The organism is Fictibacillus nanhaiensis (assembly GCF_036213205.1).
GTDB lineage: Bacteria > Bacillota > Bacilli > Bacillales > Fictibacillaceae > Fictibacillus > Fictibacillus nanhaiensis_E.
Map to the genome: position 1 here is coordinate 420,627 of NZ_JARMFC010000006.1, position 20,409 is coordinate 441,035.

At 38.2% G+C, this 20,409-nt stretch carries 21 protein-coding genes and 1 riboswitch; of the genes, 17 read left to right on the top strand and 4 right to left on the bottom strand.

Going from position 1 to position 20,409, the window contains the following annotated elements; translation table 11 throughout:
• The first annotated feature begins 189 nt into the window (after nt 1-189).
• The 5 genes from P4V41_RS09170 (at nt 190) to P4V41_RS09190 (ending at nt 5,137) form a co-directional block, all read left to right on the top strand.
• Nucleotides 190-906 (top strand): response regulator transcription factor, encoded by a 717-nt coding sequence (locus P4V41_RS09170; protein ID WP_328084535.1) that lies wholly within the window; start codon nt 190-192, stop codon nt 904-906.
• Nucleotides 903-2,702 carry an ATP-binding protein gene (locus P4V41_RS09175; protein WP_328084536.1) on the top strand — a complete coding sequence of 600 codons (1,800 nt, stop codon included), beginning with the start codon at nt 903-905 and terminating at the stop codon, nt 2,700-2,702. Before P4V41_RS09170 ends, P4V41_RS09175 begins: the two co-directional genes overlap by 4 nt.
• 114 nt (nt 2,703-2,816) lie before the next feature.
• Nucleotides 2,817-3,000: riboswitch (cobalamin riboswitch) on the top strand.
• Between the two features lie 160 nt (nt 3,001-3,160).
• Complete coding sequence (locus P4V41_RS09180; RefSeq protein ID WP_328084537.1) at nt 3,161-3,562, top strand: DUF4430 domain-containing protein; 402 nt, start codon at nt 3,161-3,163, stop codon at nt 3,560-3,562.
• Nucleotides 3,540-4,085: an ECF transporter S component gene (locus tag P4V41_RS09185; RefSeq protein ID WP_328084538.1), complete on the top strand. Its 546-nt coding sequence runs from the start codon at nt 3,540-3,542 to the stop codon at nt 4,083-4,085. The genes P4V41_RS09180 and P4V41_RS09185 overlap by 23 nt, the downstream gene beginning before the upstream one ends.
• 239 nt (nt 4,086-4,324) lie before the next feature.
• Nucleotides 4,325-5,137, top strand: coding sequence for a histidinol-phosphatase (locus tag P4V41_RS09190; protein ID WP_328084539.1), 813 nt, complete (start codon nt 4,325-4,327; stop codon nt 5,135-5,137).
• A 51-nt stretch (nt 5,138-5,188) separates the two neighbouring features.
• Here the strand turns inward: P4V41_RS09190 and serA are convergent, their stop codons facing one another.
• Both serA and P4V41_RS09200 read right to left on the bottom strand, forming a co-directional pair.
• Nucleotides 5,189-6,763 carry a phosphoglycerate dehydrogenase gene (gene serA / locus P4V41_RS09195; protein WP_328084540.1) on the bottom strand — a complete coding sequence of 525 codons (1,575 nt, stop codon included), beginning with the start codon at nt 6,761-6,763 and terminating at the stop codon, nt 5,189-5,191.
• Nucleotides 6,764-6,953: 190 nt separating this feature from the next.
• On the bottom strand, nt 6,954-7,202 hold the full coding sequence (locus P4V41_RS09200) for a ferredoxin (protein ID WP_066395765.1): 249 nt from the start codon (nt 7,200-7,202) through the stop codon (nt 6,954-6,956).
• Nucleotides 7,203-7,507: 305 nt separating this feature from the next.
• Here P4V41_RS09200 and P4V41_RS09205 point away from each other — a divergent pair, with 305 nt between their 5' ends.
• From P4V41_RS09205 to P4V41_RS09225, 5 genes are all read left to right on the top strand, one after another.
• Nucleotides 7,508-8,500 (top strand): helix-turn-helix domain-containing protein, encoded by a 993-nt coding sequence (locus P4V41_RS09205; protein WP_328084541.1) that lies wholly within the window; start codon nt 7,508-7,510, stop codon nt 8,498-8,500.
• Complete coding sequence (locus tag P4V41_RS09210) at nt 8,478-9,977, top strand: ATP-dependent DNA helicase RecQ (protein WP_328084542.1); 1,500 nt, start codon at nt 8,478-8,480, stop codon at nt 9,975-9,977. The genes P4V41_RS09205 and P4V41_RS09210 overlap by 23 nt, the downstream gene beginning before the upstream one ends.
• Nucleotides 9,978-9,980: 3 nt before the next feature.
• A complete protein-coding gene (locus P4V41_RS09215; RefSeq protein WP_328084543.1) occupies nt 9,981-10,610 on the top strand; it encodes a CPBP family intramembrane glutamic endopeptidase in 630 nt (209 codons plus the stop codon).
• Complete coding sequence (locus P4V41_RS09220; RefSeq protein ID WP_328084544.1) at nt 10,600-10,908, top strand: hypothetical protein; 309 nt, start codon at nt 10,600-10,602, stop codon at nt 10,906-10,908. The genes P4V41_RS09215 and P4V41_RS09220 overlap by 11 nt, the downstream gene beginning before the upstream one ends.
• A 193-nt stretch (nt 10,909-11,101) precedes the next feature.
• A complete protein-coding gene (locus P4V41_RS09225; protein WP_328084545.1) occupies nt 11,102-11,554 on the top strand; it encodes a DUF2663 family protein in 453 nt (150 codons plus the stop codon).
• Nucleotides 11,555-11,560: 6 nt separating this feature from the next.
• Here P4V41_RS09225 and P4V41_RS09230 read toward each other — a convergent pair whose 3' ends face one another.
• A complete protein-coding gene (locus P4V41_RS09230) occupies nt 11,561-11,776 on the bottom strand; it encodes a hypothetical protein (RefSeq protein WP_328084546.1) in 216 nt (71 codons plus the stop codon).
• Between the two features lie 174 nt (nt 11,777-11,950).
• On the opposite strand from P4V41_RS09230, the gene P4V41_RS09235 reads away from it, so the two are divergent.
• The 6 genes from P4V41_RS09235 to P4V41_RS09260 all read left to right on the top strand — a co-directional run bounded on the left by P4V41_RS09235 (nt 11,951) and on the right by P4V41_RS09260 (nt 18,376).
• On the top strand, nt 11,951-12,703 hold the full coding sequence (locus P4V41_RS09235) for a metallophosphoesterase (RefSeq protein WP_328084547.1): 753 nt from the start codon (nt 11,951-11,953) through the stop codon (nt 12,701-12,703).
• A 65-nt stretch (nt 12,704-12,768) separates the two neighbouring features.
• Nucleotides 12,769-13,677, top strand: a complete 909-nt coding sequence (locus tag P4V41_RS09240; protein WP_328084548.1) for a MerR family transcriptional regulator — start codon at nt 12,769-12,771, stop codon at nt 13,675-13,677.
• Between the two features lie 99 nt (nt 13,678-13,776).
• Nucleotides 13,777-14,367: a genetic competence negative regulator gene (locus tag P4V41_RS09245; RefSeq protein WP_328084549.1), complete on the top strand. Its 591-nt coding sequence runs from the start codon at nt 13,777-13,779 to the stop codon at nt 14,365-14,367.
• A gap of 448 nt (nt 14,368-14,815) precedes the next feature.
• The gene (locus P4V41_RS09250) at nt 14,816-15,733 is read left to right on the top strand and encodes a D-alanine--D-alanine ligase (RefSeq protein WP_328084550.1); all 918 of its coding nucleotides are present in this window, start codon (nt 14,816-14,818) and stop codon (nt 15,731-15,733) included.
• A gap of 260 nt (nt 15,734-15,993) precedes the next feature.
• Entirely contained in the window at nt 15,994-17,277 is a 1,284-nt protein-coding gene (locus tag P4V41_RS09255; protein WP_328084551.1) for a Glu/Leu/Phe/Val dehydrogenase, read from the top strand.
• A 100-nt stretch (nt 17,278-17,377) separates the two neighbouring features.
• A complete protein-coding gene (locus P4V41_RS09260; protein WP_419181297.1) occupies nt 17,378-18,376 on the top strand; it encodes a YpdA family putative bacillithiol disulfide reductase in 999 nt (332 codons plus the stop codon).
• 238 nt (nt 18,377-18,614) lie between these two features.
• Here P4V41_RS09260 and P4V41_RS09265 read toward each other — a convergent pair whose 3' ends face one another.
• A complete protein-coding gene (locus P4V41_RS09265; protein WP_328084553.1) occupies nt 18,615-19,583 on the bottom strand; it encodes an asparaginase in 969 nt (322 codons plus the stop codon).
• A gap of 91 nt (nt 19,584-19,674) precedes the next feature.
• On the opposite strand from P4V41_RS09265, the gene prsW reads away from it, so the two are divergent.
• A complete protein-coding gene (gene prsW, locus P4V41_RS09270) occupies nt 19,675-20,355 on the top strand; it encodes a glutamic-type intramembrane protease PrsW (RefSeq protein ID WP_328084554.1) in 681 nt (226 codons plus the stop codon).
• Nucleotides 20,356-20,409 lie beyond the last annotated feature (54 nt).

Sequence of the window (20,409 nt, forward strand, 5' to 3'; positions counted from 1 at the left end):
CCGTGAAAAGGAGCATCTGTAATGGAAATCAACTACTGTTAAAGAAAGAGAAAAATCTTATTTCAAACCAGCCCTAAATGAAAGAAAATAGATAGACAGCATGTCCGGTTTGTTTAGTGTACTGGGTTTCATGTATGATAGAGACAGGAAAAAAATCTTGTTTAACTGATTTTATGTGGAGGATTGAATATGGATACAGAAGCTAAAATTCTAGTTGTTGATGATGAAGAAAGAATTCGAAAACTATTAACGATGTATCTAGAGCGAGAGAACTATGAAGTTCATGAAGCCGAAAACGGTGAGGATGCGCTACAGATGGCAGTATCCATTAATTTTGATCTCATTTTGCTCGACCTCATGCTTCCTGGTATGGACGGCATTGAGGTTTGTGAAAAGTTAAGAGAAAAGAAAGCGACTCCTGTGATCATGTTAACAGCTAAAGGGGAAGAGCTTAATCGTATAGAAGGATTCGAAGCAGGCACGGACGATTATATCGCGAAGCCATTCAGTCCAAGAGAAGTCATTCTACGCGTAAAGGCACTGTTAAGAAGATCTTCTCCGACGAAGTTTCTTCAAACCGAAACAGTTGCAAAGAACGTTGTTGTTTTTAAACACCTCACGATCGATCACGATGCTCACCGTGTAACAGCTGGCGGAAAAGAAGTAAACTTAACACCGAAAGAATATGAGTTGTTGTACTACTTAGCGAAGACACCAGACAAAGTGTATGCGCGCGAACAACTCTTAAAAGATGTTTGGAACTATGAATTCTTTGGTGACCTTAGAACAGTAGATACACATGTGAAAAGACTTAGAGAAAAGCTGAACAAAGTCTCACCGGATGCAGCAGCCATGATCGCTACGGTTTGGGGAGTAGGATACAAATTCGAGGTTGGGAATGAATGATCTGGAGAAGTGTAGTTGGTAAACTTTGGATAACAATACTTTTATTAGTTTCGGTCGTTTTAACGCTCCTTACCATTCTTCTTACACAGTTCTTTGAAACGTTTTATGATGATCAGGCCAGAGAGCAATTAACGAAGATGGCTGATCGCCTCGTTTTAATCATGGAAAGTGATGAGAATAAGGAAGAAGCCATCCGTATCACAAGTGAAATGGCTGAAGCGTATTCAATGTCGATCATGATTATTGATGAAGATCAGGAATCGTTCATGTCTAAAAATTTCTACGAGAATGCACCGTACATTCCTGTTTCAGTCTTCAACGAGAACGATAAGTTATCAACAGTAACGGAGAGCGGAAAGAAGATTTATGTCAACGGAGATTTTCCTGTTTCAAATAAAGATGATGAGACCATGCAAACGATGATCATCTACGGTGAACCTTATGGATCAGGTGAAACTAAAGGAGCCGTTTACGTCTATCAATCTATTGAAAATGTAAAAAAGACAACGAACCATACAAAGTATTTGATCTTTTTAGCAGCTGGAATCGCAATCATTTTAACCACGATCTTTGCTTTCTTCTTATCTACACGAATCACAGCACCATTAAGAAAAATGAGAGAAGCGGCAACATCTGTAGCTAAAGGTGAGTTTGATATGAAAGTGCCGATTTTAACGCATGATGAGATCGGTGAACTTGGTATGACGTTTAATCGGATGGGCAGACAGTTAAAAAACAACATTACAGCATTGAATCAAGAAAAAGAGCAACTTACGAGTGTTTTAAGTTCTATGGCTGATGGTGTGATCACCTTTGATAGAAAAATGAACATCCTTGTTACAAATCCTCCTGCGGATCGATTCCTACAGGCATTCTATTACGAATCTGGCATGAAAACAGAAGTGAATGGAAACGTGCCTGAAACTGTCAGACAGCTTTTTGGGCAAGTTGTGGCACTTGAGAGCGAACAGATGACAGAGATTGATATTCAAGGCCGCTCTTGGGTAGTCGTTATGACGCCACTATACGACCAATCAATGATTCGGGGAGCAGTAGCTGTTCTTCGAGATATGACGGAAGAACGACGAATGGACAAACTCAGGGAAGACTTTGTAGCGAATGTTTCACATGAATTAAAGACGCCTATTGCTATGCTGCAAGGATATAGTGAAGCGATCGTAGATGATATTGCAGAATCTGAAGAAGAGAAGAAAGAATTGGCAGGAATCATCTTAGATGAATCAAAACGGATGGGAAGACTTGTTAACGAGCTCCTCGATCTTGCGAGATTAGAAGCAGGTCACATGAAGCTTCACTATAGCTCTCTTTCGATCGTTCCTTTTGCAGAAAGAATCGTGCGGAAATTCCAAGGTCCTGCTAAAGACAGAGACATTCAATTAAACCTAGAATTTAAGGACAATTTCCAAAGTTTTAAGGGTGAAATGGACATTGATCCCGATCGAATTGAGCAAGTTTTAACCAATTTGATCGACAATGCAATTCGTCATACTTCACAAGGCGGGTTTGTAAACCTTACTGTAGAAGTGAACGAACAGAACGTGAAGTTTTTTGTTAAAGACAATGGATCTGGTATAAAAGAAGAAGATCTACCTTTTGTTTTCGAGCGTTTTTATAAAGGTGATAAAGCAAGAACTAGAGGAAAATCAGGTGGTACGGGTCTTGGACTTGCCATTGCAAGAAACATTGTGGAAGCACATGGTGGTCAGATTAGCGTTCACAGCAAGAATAATGAAGGCACGACATTTTCTTTCGTAATTCCGCGAACGTTGAAATAAAATAGCAATACGTCCCGATTAATCTTGTTTCATAAGGAACAAAAGTAGTTTTTTAAAAATTGAATTCACAAATTTCTCCAAAATGTTTATAATAGGAGATGTGATTTCATAAAATTTCATAAGTGTTAAACAGGTGCAGTCCTTTATCGGACGAGCTTAATAGGGAAAACGGTTAGATTCCGTTGCGGTCCCGCCACTGTAATTGTGAGAATCCTAAAAGATCGCCACTGTGAAAACGGGAAGGCGTTAGGAGACGATGATCAAAAGCCAGGAGACCTGCCTGTTTGTTACATGACATGACCTACGAGGATAGGGGGGTGTTTAACAGTACCGGGGCCGGTTGCTGTTTTCTGCCTGTATACTATTAATCTCCTTCGTAGCCGAAGGGGATTTTTTTAGTTGCGTAATGTAAATTGTAGTAACAAACAAAGAAGTTTTTTAACAGAAAGAGGTTAATCATGAGAAAATTACTTTTAGTTTTAGCAACAATGATGATGATGTTAGTGGGCTGTGGAACGACTGAAACGAAGGAAAAGGCTGATCAGCCGAAACAAGAAGAAACGAAGAAAGAACAAGTAACGGTTCAGATCACAAAAGAAAACGGTAAAGAAAAAGTTACGGAAAAGAAAGTCGATATCGCAAAAGATGCGACGATCATGGACGTGATGCAAGATAACTTTAAGATTGAAACACAATACGATGGTGCGTTTATCAGCAGTATTGAAGGCGTGGCTGGAAGCGAACAAGAGAAAACATCTTGGTTCTTTTCTGTAAACGGTGAAGAAGCGATGAAGGGTGCTAAGGATATTACGTTAAAACCTGGTGATGTCGTAGAATTTGATCTTCACAAATATGAATAAGCTGACAGTTAAACGAATTACGATCATCGCCTTACTTGCTGCAATATTGACAGTAGGCAGAATCGCCTTTTCAATGATACCCAATGTTCAGCCAAATACGACGATACTCATACTCGCTTCATTCGTACTCGGACCAGCGCAAGGGCTGTTACTTGCCATACTAAGCACGATAACAACAAATCTTTTTTTAGGACATGGCCTTTGGACGTTCGGTCAGATGTTTGCCTGGGGACTGATAGCTGTTATGAGCGCATACTTAGGTAAATACAGACATAAAATTCCTTGGTTGTTGCTGCCTATATATGCTGGATTCTGTGGCTTTCTGTTTGGTTTTATCATGTCCGTCCTTTTTGGTGGAATCATCATGCAGAAATTCTGGCCGTATTACCTAGCGAGTCTCCCTTTTGATCTGAATCATGCTATTGGTAACGTGGTGTTCTTTATCGTTCTTTATAAACCACTTCTTTATGTGATGGAAAATTATATTAATAAAGATGTAAGTCAAAAAGCTGCCTTTGAATAGGGAGCTTTTTTCTTTAAGAACGGTTCAATATTCTAAAAAGCTGAATAGGATGATAAAGTTGATTTTACTTTTACCTAGGAGGACAAAATGCGAGATTATCTGAACCGTTTTTTTGCTGTGATTTTTTTGATGATGTGCTTAAGCGTCTTATTTATCGGAGGTAAATTAGGAGCATAAACACTTGAACGAACAAGGATTTCATGGTACATATGGTAAAACGTTTTAAAAAGGAGATTAATATGCTTACAGATTACCATTCTCATCTCGAAAAAGGGACATTGACGATTGATTATCTAAAACAATTTGTAGACACCGCAAAAGAGAAGGGGATACAAGAGTTTGGGATCTCGGAACACGCGTATCACTTTTATGAAACAAAAAACATCGTATCAAAACCATGGATGGAAGAAAGACGCTATTACAAGATGGACGATTATGTAGATCTTTTTAACCGTGCAGACCAGTTAGGAATGGGCGTTCGCATGTCGATCGAAATGGATTATACGCCAGGAAAACACGCTGAGATGGAGGCTTTTATAAAGTCTTATCCATTCGATTATGTTATAGGATCTGTGCATTGGGTCGATGACTTTGGGATAGACCTTGCAGAATACCGAAAAGAATGGGACCGTCGTGATCTTTATGAAACGTATCGTTCCTACTATGATCAAATTGTAACACTTGCAGAATCAAACCTATTCGATATTGTTGGACATATTGATCTAGTCAAGATCTTTAAATATGTTCCGACTGACCAAGAATTCCTTTTAGAACAGTATGAGCGCATTACGGATGCGTTAAAAAATTCAAAAACATGTGTAGAAATCTCATCTGCGGGTCTAAGAAAACCTGTCGGACGAATCTATCCAGAGCCAGAACTTTTATCACTTTGCTATAAAAAAGGGATACCAATCGTACTCTCTTCAGATGCTCATGAACCTCACCAAGTTGGAGAGAATTACGAGGCGACGATTAAGCTTGCCAAAGAGATCGGTTATAAGAAGCTGATGACTTTCCAGGATGGAGAAAGAAAAGAAGTAGAACTAGGATAAACACATATAGAAAAGCTCTGCAGTCATGCAGAGCTTTTTACTATTTCTATACTATAGATCTAAAGGTTTGCAAACAAGAAGATCGTCGATACTCCTGAGCTCCTTCTGAGTAGATTCTGGAAGTTGCGTGTCAAATGTAAGTACCATCATGGCTTCACCGCCTGCTGATTTACGGCCAACGTGCATTGTTGCGATATTAATGTTGCGTTCTCCTAAAAAAGCGCCTACTTTTCCGATAATTCCTGGTGTGTCACGATGTTCGATGTAAAGAAGAGATCCTTGAGGAACGAAATCAACTGTATACCCGTTCAACTTGATGATTCGACCGCCAAAGCCTTTTACAAGTGTAGCAGAAAGAGTAAACGTTGTGTTCAAACCTGTAACTTTTACATGGATGATATTCGGATAACCGTGATCATCTGTCCCATGCTTTTCTCCGATTACGATTCCTTGTTCTTTCGCGGCCACCATACTGTTTACATCGTTTACCGGCCGGTCTAATCTCGTTTTTAAGAAGCCACACAAAAAGCTGCGTGTTAGTGATGTTGTATCGGTTTCGGATAATGATCCGCCATAGCCGATCGAAATCTCAGAAACAGGTTCTTTAAAGAACTGAGTCGTAAACGAACCAAGAAGATTTGAAAAATCATAATAAGCGATCAGCTTCTCATACGTATCTTTTGATAATGAAGGAAAGTTAACTGCATGTTTTAAAGGCTGCTGTAAAAAATGAGATCGAATCTCATCGCTCGCCATGTAAGCTACATTCTTCTGTGCTTGCACGGTGGATGCTGCGATGTGTGGTGTAACAATCACTTTAGGATGATCGACTAAAGAGCGGCTTACAGGTGGTTCTTGTTCGAAAACGTCAAGAGCGCATCCTGAAAGATGTTCGTTATCTAAGTAGTGTAGAAGAGCTTCTTCATCTATGATGCCTCCACGAGCACAGTTTAAAATAAACGCGCCTTTTTTAGCGTATTTTAAGTTTTCGAAATTTAATAGTTTATGGGTATCTTTTGTGAGCGGGGTATGAACGGTGATAACGTCGCTCTGCTGAATCAAAGTATCTAGATCGACAGAAGTAACGGATAATTCTTTTTGTTTTTCTTTCGGAAAATAAGGGTCAAATACAAGAACGTTCATGGAGAAGCTTTTCGCGCGCTTTGCGAGTTCAGAGCCGATTCTTCCCATGCCGACAATACCGAGCGTTTTTTGGTAAAGTTCCTGTCCTGTATACTTTTTGCGGTTCCATTCACCTTGTTTAACAGATTGATTTGCTTGTGGAATGTTGCGGACCAATGCCATCATCATGGCCCAAGTATGTTCTGCTGTTGAAATGGTGTTTCCTTCAGGTGCATTAACTACGAGCACACCTCTTTTTGTCGCTGCGTTCAAATCGATATTATCAACACCAACTCCTGCACGTGCAATGATTTGAAGTGCTGGCAGCTGATTCAAAACATCTTCAGTAATCTTTGTTGCACTTCTCACCATGATTCCTTGAATGTTTTCTGGTTGAGTAATTTCATCAAGTTTTCCGAAGATCAGATCAACACCTTCAAGTTTTACTAACGGTTCAACACCTTCACTCGTTATTCCATCACAGACTAATACAGTTGCTGTCACAGTTCCACCCCTTGTTTATCTTTATGAATAGCATCAATATTTTGATAATTTATCACATTCTGACGACAGGTACAACTATGATTTTTAAGATAGCGGTTTCAAAACAAAATAAAACTAATTGACAATGAGAATCATCCTTAATAAAATAAATAAAAACCCTCTAATGAAAGAGGGTTCAATTAAGATGAAACTATTCAAATTTTAATGCATCACCGTCGAATGACTCATCAGATACTTTGATTGAGTCTGTAGGACAGCCTTCGAATGCATCTTGCATATCTTCTAACAATACATCTGGAATTTCAACGATTCCTTGGTTATCGTCTAGAGTTACAAACGCAATTCCTTCGTCGTCATAATCGTAAATGTCTGGTGCTGCAGCTCCGCATGCTCCACATGCGATACAAGTTTCTTTGTCAACAATCGTATACTTTGGCATAATGAATACCTCCTAAGGAATTGAAAAAATACCCGCTTACATATTTAACCATTTTAAATTAAGGGTCTACTAATCATATTGTAATAAGTATCCCTCTATATTTCAATAGAAAATTAGGACCTCGTCATATCTTTTATTCCCAATCTTCCTCTTAATATAACACTTTTACTCTTAAATTTCCTTAAATCTGATAAGATAGATTATATGTTAAAGTGTGGTGATTTATTATAGATATTTATCATATCGTTTTATTAGATATCTTTCGTAAAGTAAACGGTAGTAGAAAAAGCTCTGGCGTCTATTATATGGTTACAGGCAAGAAAACGGCGCAATCCTTGTCCGACAGTCAATGGTTTGGAATAGAACGATATTATGCCGTATTTAAGGGTTTGGCTCATGATACTTTTACTAACTCAATTGAAAGTCTGGTACAAGAAAAATATATGAATACATCTGAAGATCATGTTTACATCCTTACTGAAAAGGGTGAACAGATTCTTATGGATGAGAGTGATAGATTATCATTTTTTAAGCATTTAAACGGACTGAAATATGCATCAATAGAGTCCCTCTGTTGGCAAGCTATCACATTGTTTGTACAAGCTCTTTCAAATGCTCTTTATGGTCATTATAACTATTCTCCGGTAGTAAGGGATTTCTCTGTGATCCATAAAGTAAAATCTGTTTTTCCTAAAAGTGAATATGAAAGAAAAGTATTAGCAGAAAAACTTAATCGAGAGTTATCTTCTGTACTGTTAGACCATGATACTCAATCAGCTGATCTATTTGTAAAAAAGCTGTCGGGCTACAATAGAATTGGCAGTACTTTCGAGCAATTATCACGGATTGAGGCGATGAGTCAAGAGGAGACAGTTCTCCGATTCAGAGGGGTTTTGCATTCTCTCATACATAAGGTAGCTGAAGAAAAGATGGATTTTCCTATCTTGTATTCTTTAATAGGCTCATTTACTGAAGCTCCAGCAATAACAAAATCTGCAACTCTAACCTATAAAATGTTAGCGAACAATAAATCTGTAGAGGAAATTATGAATCTTAGGAAACTTAAAATGAGTACTCTAGAAGATCATCTCGTAGAAATTGCTAGAGAAGTTAAGGATTTTCCGATTACACCTTACATCAGTGAAAATGAATTTATAAAGGTAAAAGACTATTATAGGGAAACGAAAGAAACAAAGCTTCGGCCATTTAAAGATGCCTTTCCTCATCTTTCGTATTTTCAAATTAGGCTAGTACTCGCAAAAGAGGGTGGAAAACATGCAACTGGAAGCAGAGCTTAAAGAGTTATACGGATTTTCAACGTTTAGATCTGGACAAAAAGAGATCCTAACTGACTTGCTTTCAGGTAAAGATGTGTTAGGTATGCTTCCGACTGGAACAGGAAAAACCCTAATCTATCAGATGGCAGCACATCTCTTAAGGGGAAGAGCTCTCATCATTTCTCCTTTGGTTTCATTGATGGAAGACCAAGTAGATCAGTTTAAACAAGCTGGTTTTAAGAAAACGATAGCTCTTAACAGCTTTTTAGATCAGGGTGAGAAACAAATGATCTTAAAGAGAATACAAGATTATCAGTTTGTTTTTGTGAGTCCTGAAATTATTCAAAACTCATACATCCGATCTATCCTGTTGTCAGTTAGTTGGTCGTTGTTCGTCGTAGATGAAGCCCATTGCATCTCACAATGGGGTCATGAGTTTCGTCCCTTTTATTTAGAGTTAGCTGAACTGAAAAAAACGATGGGAGATCCTCTTTGTCTCGCATTGACAGCAACGGCAACAAAGAAAGTACAGTATGATATCCTTCATCATCTAGACATGAAAGAAGCAGAGGTACATATTCATAGTGTGAACCGTCCAAACATTTCTATCTTTGTTGAATGCTTTGATGATCATGATCAAAAAGTGGAACGAGCGATAAAGCTTGTTCAGCAGCTCAAGGGTCCAGGAATTATTTATACCAATACTCGCAATGCTGCAGAACTTCTAGTAAAAAGATTACAAGATCATGAAATAGAAGGGGTCGCTTTTTATCATGGTGGCATGAATGCTGAGGAAAGACTTCTTGTTCAAAAGCAGTTTATAGAGTCCCAACTGAACATCATTGTATGTACGAATGCTTTTGGAATGGGAATAAATAAGTCGGATATCAGATTTGTAATTCATTTTCACACACCGTCTACGATCGAAGGTTATATTCAGGAAATAGGCAGAGCTGGAAGAGACTTAAAACCATCTGTAGCCGTTCTTTTGTATCATCCAGCTGATCTTGAGATACCGTACCATTTTATTGATCAAGAGCTTCCAGATTCTGTGCAAATTGATTATTTGTTTTCCGACCACGAACAGTTAAAAGAAAATACATACAGAGATAAACTGCAACTTGTTGGATTTTCCGAAACTAGTCAAAGGTTCATGGAACACCATTTAAAAAAAGCAGGAGCACTACATAAAAAGAATCTTGATACCTTTGAAAAAAATGTGCTGATTTCAAAAATAAAATTCACGATAGAGAATAGAAAAGCTGATAAAATAGAAGCAATAAAGGCGATTGAAAAGTGGGCAAGAAGTAATGAATGTAAACGAGGCGGACTATTAAGATATTTCGAAGAACCCGGAACTGAACCAAATACGATGTGCTGCGGTTATTGTGGAACGGACCTTTCGCATTTTTTTGGTAAGCAAGCGTCAAATAACACTTCTTATGGATTATGGGAAGATGAACTAAAACGACTTTTAAGACAGGAAGTGTACAACTAAAGCATGAGGAAATTAGAAAAAAACAATTGGATTGATCAGATCACACCGAAAGAGCTTTTGTTGAACGTCTATTTTTCACAGAGCTTGTTTATGATTGCCGCGTTTAGCCTTGCATATTTTTTTAAGGTTTCATTTCCTTGGGTGCAAAATGACCTTGATCTCTCAATAAACGAATGGCTGCTTGCCATTAGTACAGGATTGTTTTTACCCTTTCTATCGATTCAGTTAAAGAAAAAGTTGCCTGAAGAAGCATTAGATGATGGTGGTATCAACGATAAAATATTTGGCTCTCTCTCTTACATTCATATCTTTTTCCTCACAGGGATTATTGCTTTTGCTGAAGAGTGGTTATTTCGAGGAGTCCTACAATCTTTATTAGGGCTGTTTCTAACAAGCACTATCTTCGCCGTACTACATGTTCGTTATATAAAAAAACCTGTTCTTTTTAGTATCGTATGTGGTTTAAGCTTTTGGTTAGGTATGATCTATGAGATGACCGAAAACATCTGGGTGCCTTTTTTAGCTCATTTCTTAATCGATTTTATTTCAGGGTGCTGGATAGCTAATCAAAAAAAGAGCAACAACAATTTAACAGACAGCGAGAATGGGAGTGTGCATCGGGATGAAGAATGACCAAGCAGAGAGTTTAAGAAACAAAACAAGAGACAATACAATCGCTTCTGTTCAACATGATCATTCTTTGCCTTCTAGAAGTGAAGTGCACGGGAAAAAGAGGGAAAATGAAAAAAAACAAAGAAACGCTAACAAAAAAAAGAGAAAAACAACTTTTTTAGTCACTCGATTACTATTAGCGGCATTTATTCTTTTAATCGGAATCACACTTACTTATAAAATATGGTCAAAGGACCTTTATATTCCCGTGCAAAGTGAAGATAGAGAAGGTGTTGAACAAGTAGAGATCGAAGAATAAAGACCGTCTGGTTCCGAATATCCAGACGGTCTTTTTTTGATACGAATAACCTTTCAATGACTTTTCTCAAATACGAATGTAGATGTAATTGTTCCAGCCAAAAATTTAAAGGGCTAAACAAGAGTAAAAGCTATTTTTAAAAAGCATGAATCTGCTTGTATAGGCATAGTTATGTGTACAGGAGGTTATGCGAATGAATGCTCTGAATCACTGGAAGATAAAGCCCTTTGTTAATGAATTGACGAGTATTGTGCTAGCGCAGCTTGTTGATAAAAAAACTGAGAAAGACAAGTGGAAAAAAGCCATCAACCAATGGGGATTATCGATGATTTTTGTTGTACTAGCAACCTTCGTTTACCTTTACTACTATAAGCTACCAACAGCCTCAAGGTTTTCAAATCCATTAACGCTGTTATTCTCTGATGAGATGGTATGGATCTGTACAGGTTTTATTATTTTTGCGAGCTTCTATATGATCTGGATGAAAAAGAAGTACAAAAAAGCTGATGATGATTTTGAAGCGATCAGAAAAGATTTTATAGATCGTAATGAAGAATGGTGGAGTGATGAGGAACAATGGAACCAGAGGCATGTTGTTTTCGAATTTATGAAACATGAATATAATATAAACATTCTTCACAAGTAAAGAGATTTACTGGCAGGGACAACCAAAAAATAAACAAGATTCTCGATCGTGATGCTGACCTTGAATAACGACTGTTAATTCACAAAAATGATCAATTCTTCCGAATGCAAGCGTTTCGTGTTTTTCCGTACAATAAACTTCGATTGGAAGACCGAGTCGCATGCTATAGGACAGATCTGGGTCTGTCACGAGAGATTTATTTTTCAATTTAGTTAATGTCATGATGTTTTTCCTCTCCTCTTATTTTGGTTAATCATGTAAATTAATCATACGTGAAATTTACAATTTTTTCAACAAATCTTTTTAAATATTCAAAAAATTAACATCGGATCCTTTCGCATAGGACGGTTATAGAAAGTATGATATGATCATTTAAATTCATATCAGGAGGACACAATGATCTTTTTTTATTTATTCATCTTAGCTGGAATATGGCTATTACTATATATGTATATTGAAGCACATCGAAATCGTGTCATTCATGATTCAATCAAAATTGATAAACTGCCAAAGTCATTTGAAAATTTTAAGATCTTTTTTATATCTGATGTTCATAAACGGGTAATCTCAGAAAAAATCATTAAAGAATCCAAAAATGCAGATCTGGTTGTAATCGGTGGAGACCTTGTTGAAAAAGGAGTTTCTATGCAGAAGGTAGAAGATAATATCAAGCTCCTTTCAACAATCGGACCTGTTTTCTTCGTATGGGGAAACAATGATTACGACGTGGATACGAAACAGTTAGCTTCAACGATTGAAAATGAAGGTGCCAAGATCTTAGATAATGCTAACTTTAGGATTAAAAGAAATGATGATGTTATCGATTTGGTTGGCATAAATGATACGTCGTTAGGTTTTGCCTCTCTCGATGATGCACTTAAAGGATGTCGATCTTCATGCAGGATCTTAATCAGCCATAATCCTGATATATCAAAACACATTAGCCGTGAAGATAACATCCAGCTAGTCTTAACTGGACATACTCATGGAGGACAGATTCGCATTGGGCCATTCGGAATAGCGAAAAGAGGCGGCTGGTATAATGAATTGACACACACTCTATTGGTGAGTAACGGTTATGGAGCCACACATTTACCATTACGATTAGGTGCACCGAGTCAAACACATTTGATAACCCTTATACGGTAAAGAGTTTACATGACAACGTTTTATTCGATATACTCTTCTTAACCTATTTATTGGAGGAAGAACGGATGCCTAGTGAAGGGAAATATAACATTAAAGCGGTTTCGAAGATGCTCGGCATTCAAGCAGGAACATTAAGAGCTTGGGAAAGACGCTATTCAATCGTAAAGCCAAACCGAAATGAAGCTGGCCATCGACTTTACACAGACGAGCAAGTTTACATACTGAAATGGCTAGTGAATAAAGTAAATCAAGGTTTTACGATCAGTCAAGCGGTTGACGTTGCCCAAAATGGGGAACTTTATAAAGAAGCAGCTCCTTTTTCTATTGAAAATACGGATCGTGCAGCTGAAATGGGTAATTTAATATTAGAAGCCCTTTTATCCTTTCAAGAAAAGAAAGCCAACGATCTTTTGAGCCAAGCCTTCAGCATGTATAATTTGGAAAAAGTCATTATTGATATTTTGGGCACATTATTAGTACACGTAGGACACCTTTGGGAAGAACAGAAAATTACTGTTGCGCACGAACATTTTACTTCATCCTTTTTACGTAGTAAGATTGGACAACTTATTCAATGGCTCCCATCCGATCCATATTTACCTAAAGTTATTGCTGCGTGTGGATTAGATGAAGAGCATGAACTAGGGCTTCTGATGTTTACACTGTTTTTAAGAAGAAAAGGGTTCGAAGTTATATACTTAGGACATGGAATACCAAAACGAGACTTTGAGGTTGTGATGAAAGAAGTAGAACCTAAGATGGTATTTTTCTCATGTACAATTGCAGAAAACTCTAAGAAAACCTTGGAGTGGGCAGACAGCTTGAAAAAAGAATTTCCGAATACCGCAATTGGTATTGGAGGTGCAGCGATCAATCATATCTCTTCTGAAATGCAGGAGAAATACGAATCATTTCTAATCGGGAATACAAAGTTAGAATGGGACGACTGGATCGCTCAGAAGCTGAAAAATTAACATAGTTTTTAATATTTATTGGATGTTTATCACCAACTTTTTGCAAACTCATATAGTGATATTAAGACATAATAGCGCCGATCGTAAGGGGGACCAGAGATGCGGGTAGAACGGTTAACCTATAACAAAATAAAAATCTTCCTAACTTTTGATGATCTCAATGAACGTGGTATTTCTAAGGAAGAAATATGGCAGGATATCCCAAAGGTTCATCAGCTTTTCCGAGATATGATGACTGAGGCTGATGATGAGGTGGGATTTAAAGCTGATGGTCCTATTGCGGTTGAAGTTTTTTCACTTCCAGCTCAAGGCATGGTCGTAATTGTTACAAAAGGAATAAACGAGTATGAACTTGAAGAAGAATATGATGAAGATTATATAGAGATGCAAGTTACATTAGATGAAAACGATGAGATTTTCTACGAGTTTTCGTCTTTCGAAGACGTTATTTTACTTGCAAGACGTCTTCATTCTTTAGAGATCAAAGGCGGCACTCTGTATTCATTTAATAATCACTTCTACTTAAAGTTTGAAGAAGATGAGGTCTATCCAGTAGACCTTGATCTGTTCATCGCTCTTCTTGCGGAGTTCGGAAGTTCCTCAACGATTACGAGCTATAGAGTTATTGAGTATGGAAAAGAATTAATGAAGTCTGATGCAATAAGCGAACTGTACCGTTATTTTAAGTAACTGCAAAAGAGAGGGGCGCAAATTCTTGCGTCCTTATTTATTTATTTATGTAAAAAGCTTTTTTAAAAAATACTGTTGACTACTCGGTTTTTGTTCCTCTCCAAAGCAAGTTGATTGGAGCGCAAGGTTGTCGACTCCTATGGGACGAGCGGTCAGGTGAGACACTTAATGGCGCAAAGCGGCAAAGGGCTCACCGGTCGCCCCATGGAAAGCGAACAACCTGGAGCGGAAATTATCCACTATCAACAGCTATAATTTAAACGAAAACAGTCTTGAATACTCAAACAGCATATAGATTGAACATAAACGAAAATGTCATGTATATATCATTGTGAATTTAGAGACAAAACGTGTTATGATTATTAATATTTTTCACATCCACTGAACCGATATGACGGCAGGGAATATAATATATACATAAACTTTTGGGCTAGGAGTGACCATTAAGATGAAAATAGCAGTATTATATGGCGGTGTTTCTGCTGAGAGAGAAGTATCCTTATCAACAGGAAAGCAGATCATCTCTGCGCTTGAAAGCAAAGGTCATGAAGTAACAGGGATCGATTTTCACCCTTCGCGACTTAAGGATTTGTTAGACCTTGAAGCTGATGTTGTTTTTCTAGGGCTTCATGGAAAATATGGAGAAGATGGAAGGTTGCAGGGCCTTTTAGATATGATGGGCATCCCTTACGTAGGATCAGGGGCCTTAGCATCAGGAATTGCTATGGATAAGGCGAAATCCAAACAGTTCTTTAAAGATGCTGATATCAATATTGCAAAAGAGAAAGTTCTTTATAGAAAATCGTACGATGAGAAACAATTGGAACTGTCTTTTGATTTCCCTGCTGTAGTAAAGCCGAATAGAGAAGGATCAACGATTGGGTTAACGATTGCTCAAAATCATGATGAACTTTTAAAAGGAATTGCTGAAGCATTTCTACATGATGATACGATTCTCGTTGAACAATTTGTAAGCGGGAAAGAGGTTACCGTAGCTGTTATGGGGGAACATAACAACTACAAAGCACTTCCAGTTGTTGAGATTGAGCCTAAGAATGCATATTATGATTACGAGTCCAAGTATGCAGAAGGTGGTAGTATCCACTATGTTCCTGCAAGACTTGACGAGAGTATTACGGCAAAGTTGCAAAAACAAGCCGTTCTTGCTCATGAAGTGCTAGGCTGCGAAGTGTATTCGCGTGTTGACTTTATAGTTCCACATGACGGTTCAGAACCGGTTATCTTGGAGGTAAATACATTACCAGGCATGACGCCGACAAGTCTGTTTCCAGATGCGGCTAAAGAGATCGGAATGGATTATCCTTCAATGATTGAAAAGTTAATTGAGCTATCTTTAAAAAAGTAATATCAGAATGTGTGAGCATAGAAAATAATGTGGTCTCCACCTCTATATCGGGGTGGGGAGTACATAATAAGAGCAGTGGACATGCCGTGTAGGTATATTGGCAGAAAATTAGCTATTTTCTCAACAGTCCGTGACTTAAGAAAGCGTTTACTTTTTAGGTGAAAATCACTAATTTTCTCTTCTCTTTGCTTATGCAAAGGTGTATACTGACGATGAAGCTTGACTAAACTCTAGAGGTGACGAATATGGGAGGTAAACAAATGACAGCCCAAAATAACACAGACCAAAAATCCGACAATCATCACGAAAATGACAATGTACTCCAATCCACGCAATCCGTAATTGCGGATGCGCTCGATAAATTAGGATACTCTTCCGAAGTTTATGAGTTATTAAAAGAACCGATTCGTATGTTGACAGTTCGAATACCGGTCAAGATGGATGACGGAAGTACTAAGATTTTTACAGGATATCGTGCCCAGCATAATGATGCTGTTGGTCCAACCAAGGGCGGCGTTCGTTTTCATCCGAATGTATCAGAAACAGAAGTAAAAGCGCTATCAATCTGGATGAGCTTAAAAGCAGGTATTGTGGATCTGCCATACGGTGGAGGAAAAGGCGGAATCATTTGTGATCCGCGTACAATGTCATTCAGAGAACTTGAAAGATTAAGCCGTGGATACGTAAGGGCGATCAGTCAGTTAGTAGGACCGACTAAAGATATTCCGGCTCCAGACGTATTTACAAATTCGCAGATTATGGCTTGGATGATGGACGAGTACAGCAGAATTAGAGAGTTTGATTCTCCTGGATTTATTACAGGGAAACCACTTGTTCTTGGTGGATCTCATGGCCGCGAAACAGCAACCGCTAAAGGTGTTACGATCTGTATTCGTGAAGCGGCAGTAAAAAAAGGTATCCAGCTTGAAGGTGCTCGAGTAGTCGTTCAAGGATTCGGAAACGCTGGAAGCTTCCTTGCTAAATTCATGCACGATGCTGGTGCAAAAGTAATCGCTATATCAGATGCATACGGTGGTTTGTATGATCCAGAAGGATTAGACATCGATTATCTGCTTGAACGCCGTGATAGCTTTGGTACAGTAACAAAGCTATTCAAAGATACGATAACAAATCAAGAGCTTTTGGAGCTTGATTGTGATATTTTAGTACCTGCAGCAATTGAAAACCAAATTACTGAAAAGAATGCACACCAGATCAAAGCTACAATCGTTGTTGAAGCAGCGAACGGACCAACTACACTTGAAGCGACTAGAATCTTATCTGAAAGAGGAATTCTTTTAGTTCCAGACGTATTAGCAAGTGCTGGTGGGGTAACCGTATCTTACTTTGAGTGGGTACAAAACAACCAAGGTTATTACTGGACAGAAGAAGAAGTAGAAGAAAAGCTTGAACGAGTTATGGTGAAATCGTTTGAGACAGTTTATACGACAGCCATGAACAGAAAAGTAAACATGAGACTAGCCGCTTATATGGTTGGTGTTCGTAAGATGGCTGAAGCATCACGTTTCAGAGGCTGGATTTAAATTTTTGCAAACTCATACCAAATCTCCTATCATATGATGATAGGAGATTTTTTTGGCATGCTAAGAAAGAATAACAGTGTTTTTTGGAGTGATGAAAAAAGTGAATATAGACGTTTGCATTATTGGTGGAGGGCCATGCGGATTAGCTGCAGCACTTGCACTACAGAAAAAAGATATTTCGTATTGTGTAATTGAAAAGGGAAACGTAGTTAACACCATCTATCAATATCCAACACATCAAACATTTTTTAGTTCTAGTGAAAAACTCGAAATCGGAAACTTTCCTTTCGTTCATGAACAAAGAAAACCGAAGAGGATTCATGCTCTAACGTATTATCGCGAAGTGGTAAAAAGAAATCATCTCCAAGTTCGAACGTTTGAAAAAGCAAAATCGGTCACCAAACAATCTGATGGAACGTTCAAGATTGAAACCACTAATCGTAAAGATGAAACGATTTGGTATGATGCTAAAAATGTCATCATCGCAACAGGTTATTATGATAACCCAAATCAATTAAACATCGAGGGAGAAGACTTGCCTCATGTTCATCATTATTTTAAAGAAGGCCATCCTTATTATGACCTAGATGTTGCCGTGATCGGCGGAAAAAATTCTGCGATCGATGCCGCTCTAGAGCTACAAAAAGCAGGTGCGCGTCCTCACGTCTTCTACAGAGGAAGTACTTACTCGCCAAGCATAAAACCATGGGTACTCCCAGAATTTGAAGCATGTGTGAAGACAGGCAGTATCAAGATGACATTTAATGCTTGTGTGAACAAAATAACAGAAGACGGAATGTATGTGACAGAAGGAGAACATGCATCACAAACATATTATCCGTTTCACGGTGTGTTTGCCATGATCGGCTATCACCCTGACCACTCATTCTTATCAAAGATTGGTGTAGAAATCGATGCAGAATCCGGCCGCCCTTCCTTTTCCGAAGACACGATGGAAACAAATGTTGAAGGACTATTTATCGCAGGTGTTATAGCTGCAGGGAACAACGCGAATGAGATATTTATTGAAAATGGAAGGTTTCACGGTGAAATGATCGCTGAAACGATAAAGAAAAGAGAAAAAACCGATAGCCTTTGAGTTATCGGTTTTTTGTATATTTTTTTATCTCTAGTTACAAGGGGTAGGGGTATTAAGTTGGAAGATTTTGTCTTATCCTGCCGACATGCCGGTACATGCTAAAAACTCGCCGGAATAAGTACGATATTTCTTGAATTATCATTTGATTTTCTCAAATCAGACGACTTTATACCCCCGTGGTATAAAGTGAGAAGTTTGTTTAAATCATTAAACTTTAGTTCTTTAACAAAAATATTCGTTATTGCAAAAATAGTCGTTGCAACTTATCTGCTTCACTCGTGTTTTCAAGGGCAATCATAAGTTTTAATCTAGCTTTTTGTCCGTTTAGTCCGTTAGAGAAGATCGCACCGATTTCTTTTAAGTGCTTTCCTCCACCTTCATAGGAATAGATGTCTTGAGCAATTCCGTTGAAACATCTTGATACGAGTACCACAGGTATTCCGCTAGAAATGAGTGCTTTTATTGCAGGCACGGTTGCTGGAGGTAAGTTGCCTTGACCTAAAGCTTCGATTACAACACCATCTGCTGATTTGGTGGCAGCTTGGATCAAATGGCCGTCCATTCCTGCGTATGCTTTAAGTAAAACGACGTTCTTAGAAAAATTCTTCACATGAAAGAAGTCTGAACGAATCGGTGTGTGATGGAAAAGAACTCCTCGTTTTGTTACGATACCGATCGGTCCATATTGAGGACTTTGAAAAGTCGCAATGTTGCTAGTGTGCGTCTTGGTTACATTTTTTGCAGCGTGTATCTCGTCGTTAAACACAACAAGCGTTCCTTTGCCCAATGATTGATCTTCACAGGCAACTCGAACAGAGGAGATCAGGTTATATGGTCCATCTGAACCGTGTTCGTTACTTGAACGCATAGCACCGGTAACAATAACCGGGATTGTTGTTTGCAGAACAAGATCTAATACATATGCCGTTTCTTCGAGCGTGTCTGTACCGTGAGTGATGACAATTCCATCAAATTGATCAGAATTTGTGTGTGTTGTAATGAATTGAGCTAACTCCAGCATATGGGTAGGAGTAATATGAGGAGATGGCAGGTTCACATAGTTTTTTACTGTGATTTCTGCTAAGTCAGACAGTTCTCTGAGAGTCGCCTCTAGTGGGTGTGTATCTTTCGTATTTACGCCGCCTGTGGATTTATTTTCTTCCATAGCGATCGTGCCACCTGTATGAATTAATAATATCTTTTTCAAGATTACCGCCCTCCTTATTCTTCATGTTCGCTATTCCACTTCTTAAAATATCATGTTACGATATAAAAAAACAGTAGAAAAGAGGCAGGACATGCTAGCTGTAATTTCTGCAGCGGTGGCTCCGGCTATTGCTCTATTATCCTTTTTTTATCTAAAAGATAAATATGAGACCGAACCGTTATCATTGGTGGTCAAAGTATATATATTTGGCGTTCTTCTCGTCTTTCCAATCATGGTTATTCAGTTTGGAATCACCGAAGAGATGAACGTTCCTTCCTTTGCTGAGGCATTTTTTGTCAGCGGTACACTAGAAGAGTTTTTTAAATGGTTCTTAGTGTTCTATGGAGCCTATCTTCATGAAGAGTTCAATGAACCCTATGATGGAATCGTATACGCAACAGCACTGTCATTAGGGTTCGCGTCATTAGAAAACATTTTTTATCTCTATACGTTCGGGATTGAAGAAGCATTAGTCCGAGCGCTTTTGCCTGTGAGTGGTCATGCCCTGTTTGGAGTGATCATGGGCTTTTATTTAGGAAAAGGTAAATTCTCTTCAGGAAGAAAGAAGAAAATCTATCTTACCCTCTCACTCTTGTTACCGATCGTGTTGCACGGTACGTTTAACTTTCTATTATTATCCAGTACAAAATATATTTTCTTTTATATGTTTCCTTTTATGATCTTCCTATGGTGGTTCGCTCTACGTAAAGTAAGAATTGCTAACACTGCTATAACTCCATATAGAAATCCAGATGCGAAGACCGGTATATAACCGGTCTTCTTTTTTTTAGTGAACCATGAGTCTTTGAAAAGCTGAATAAAATAA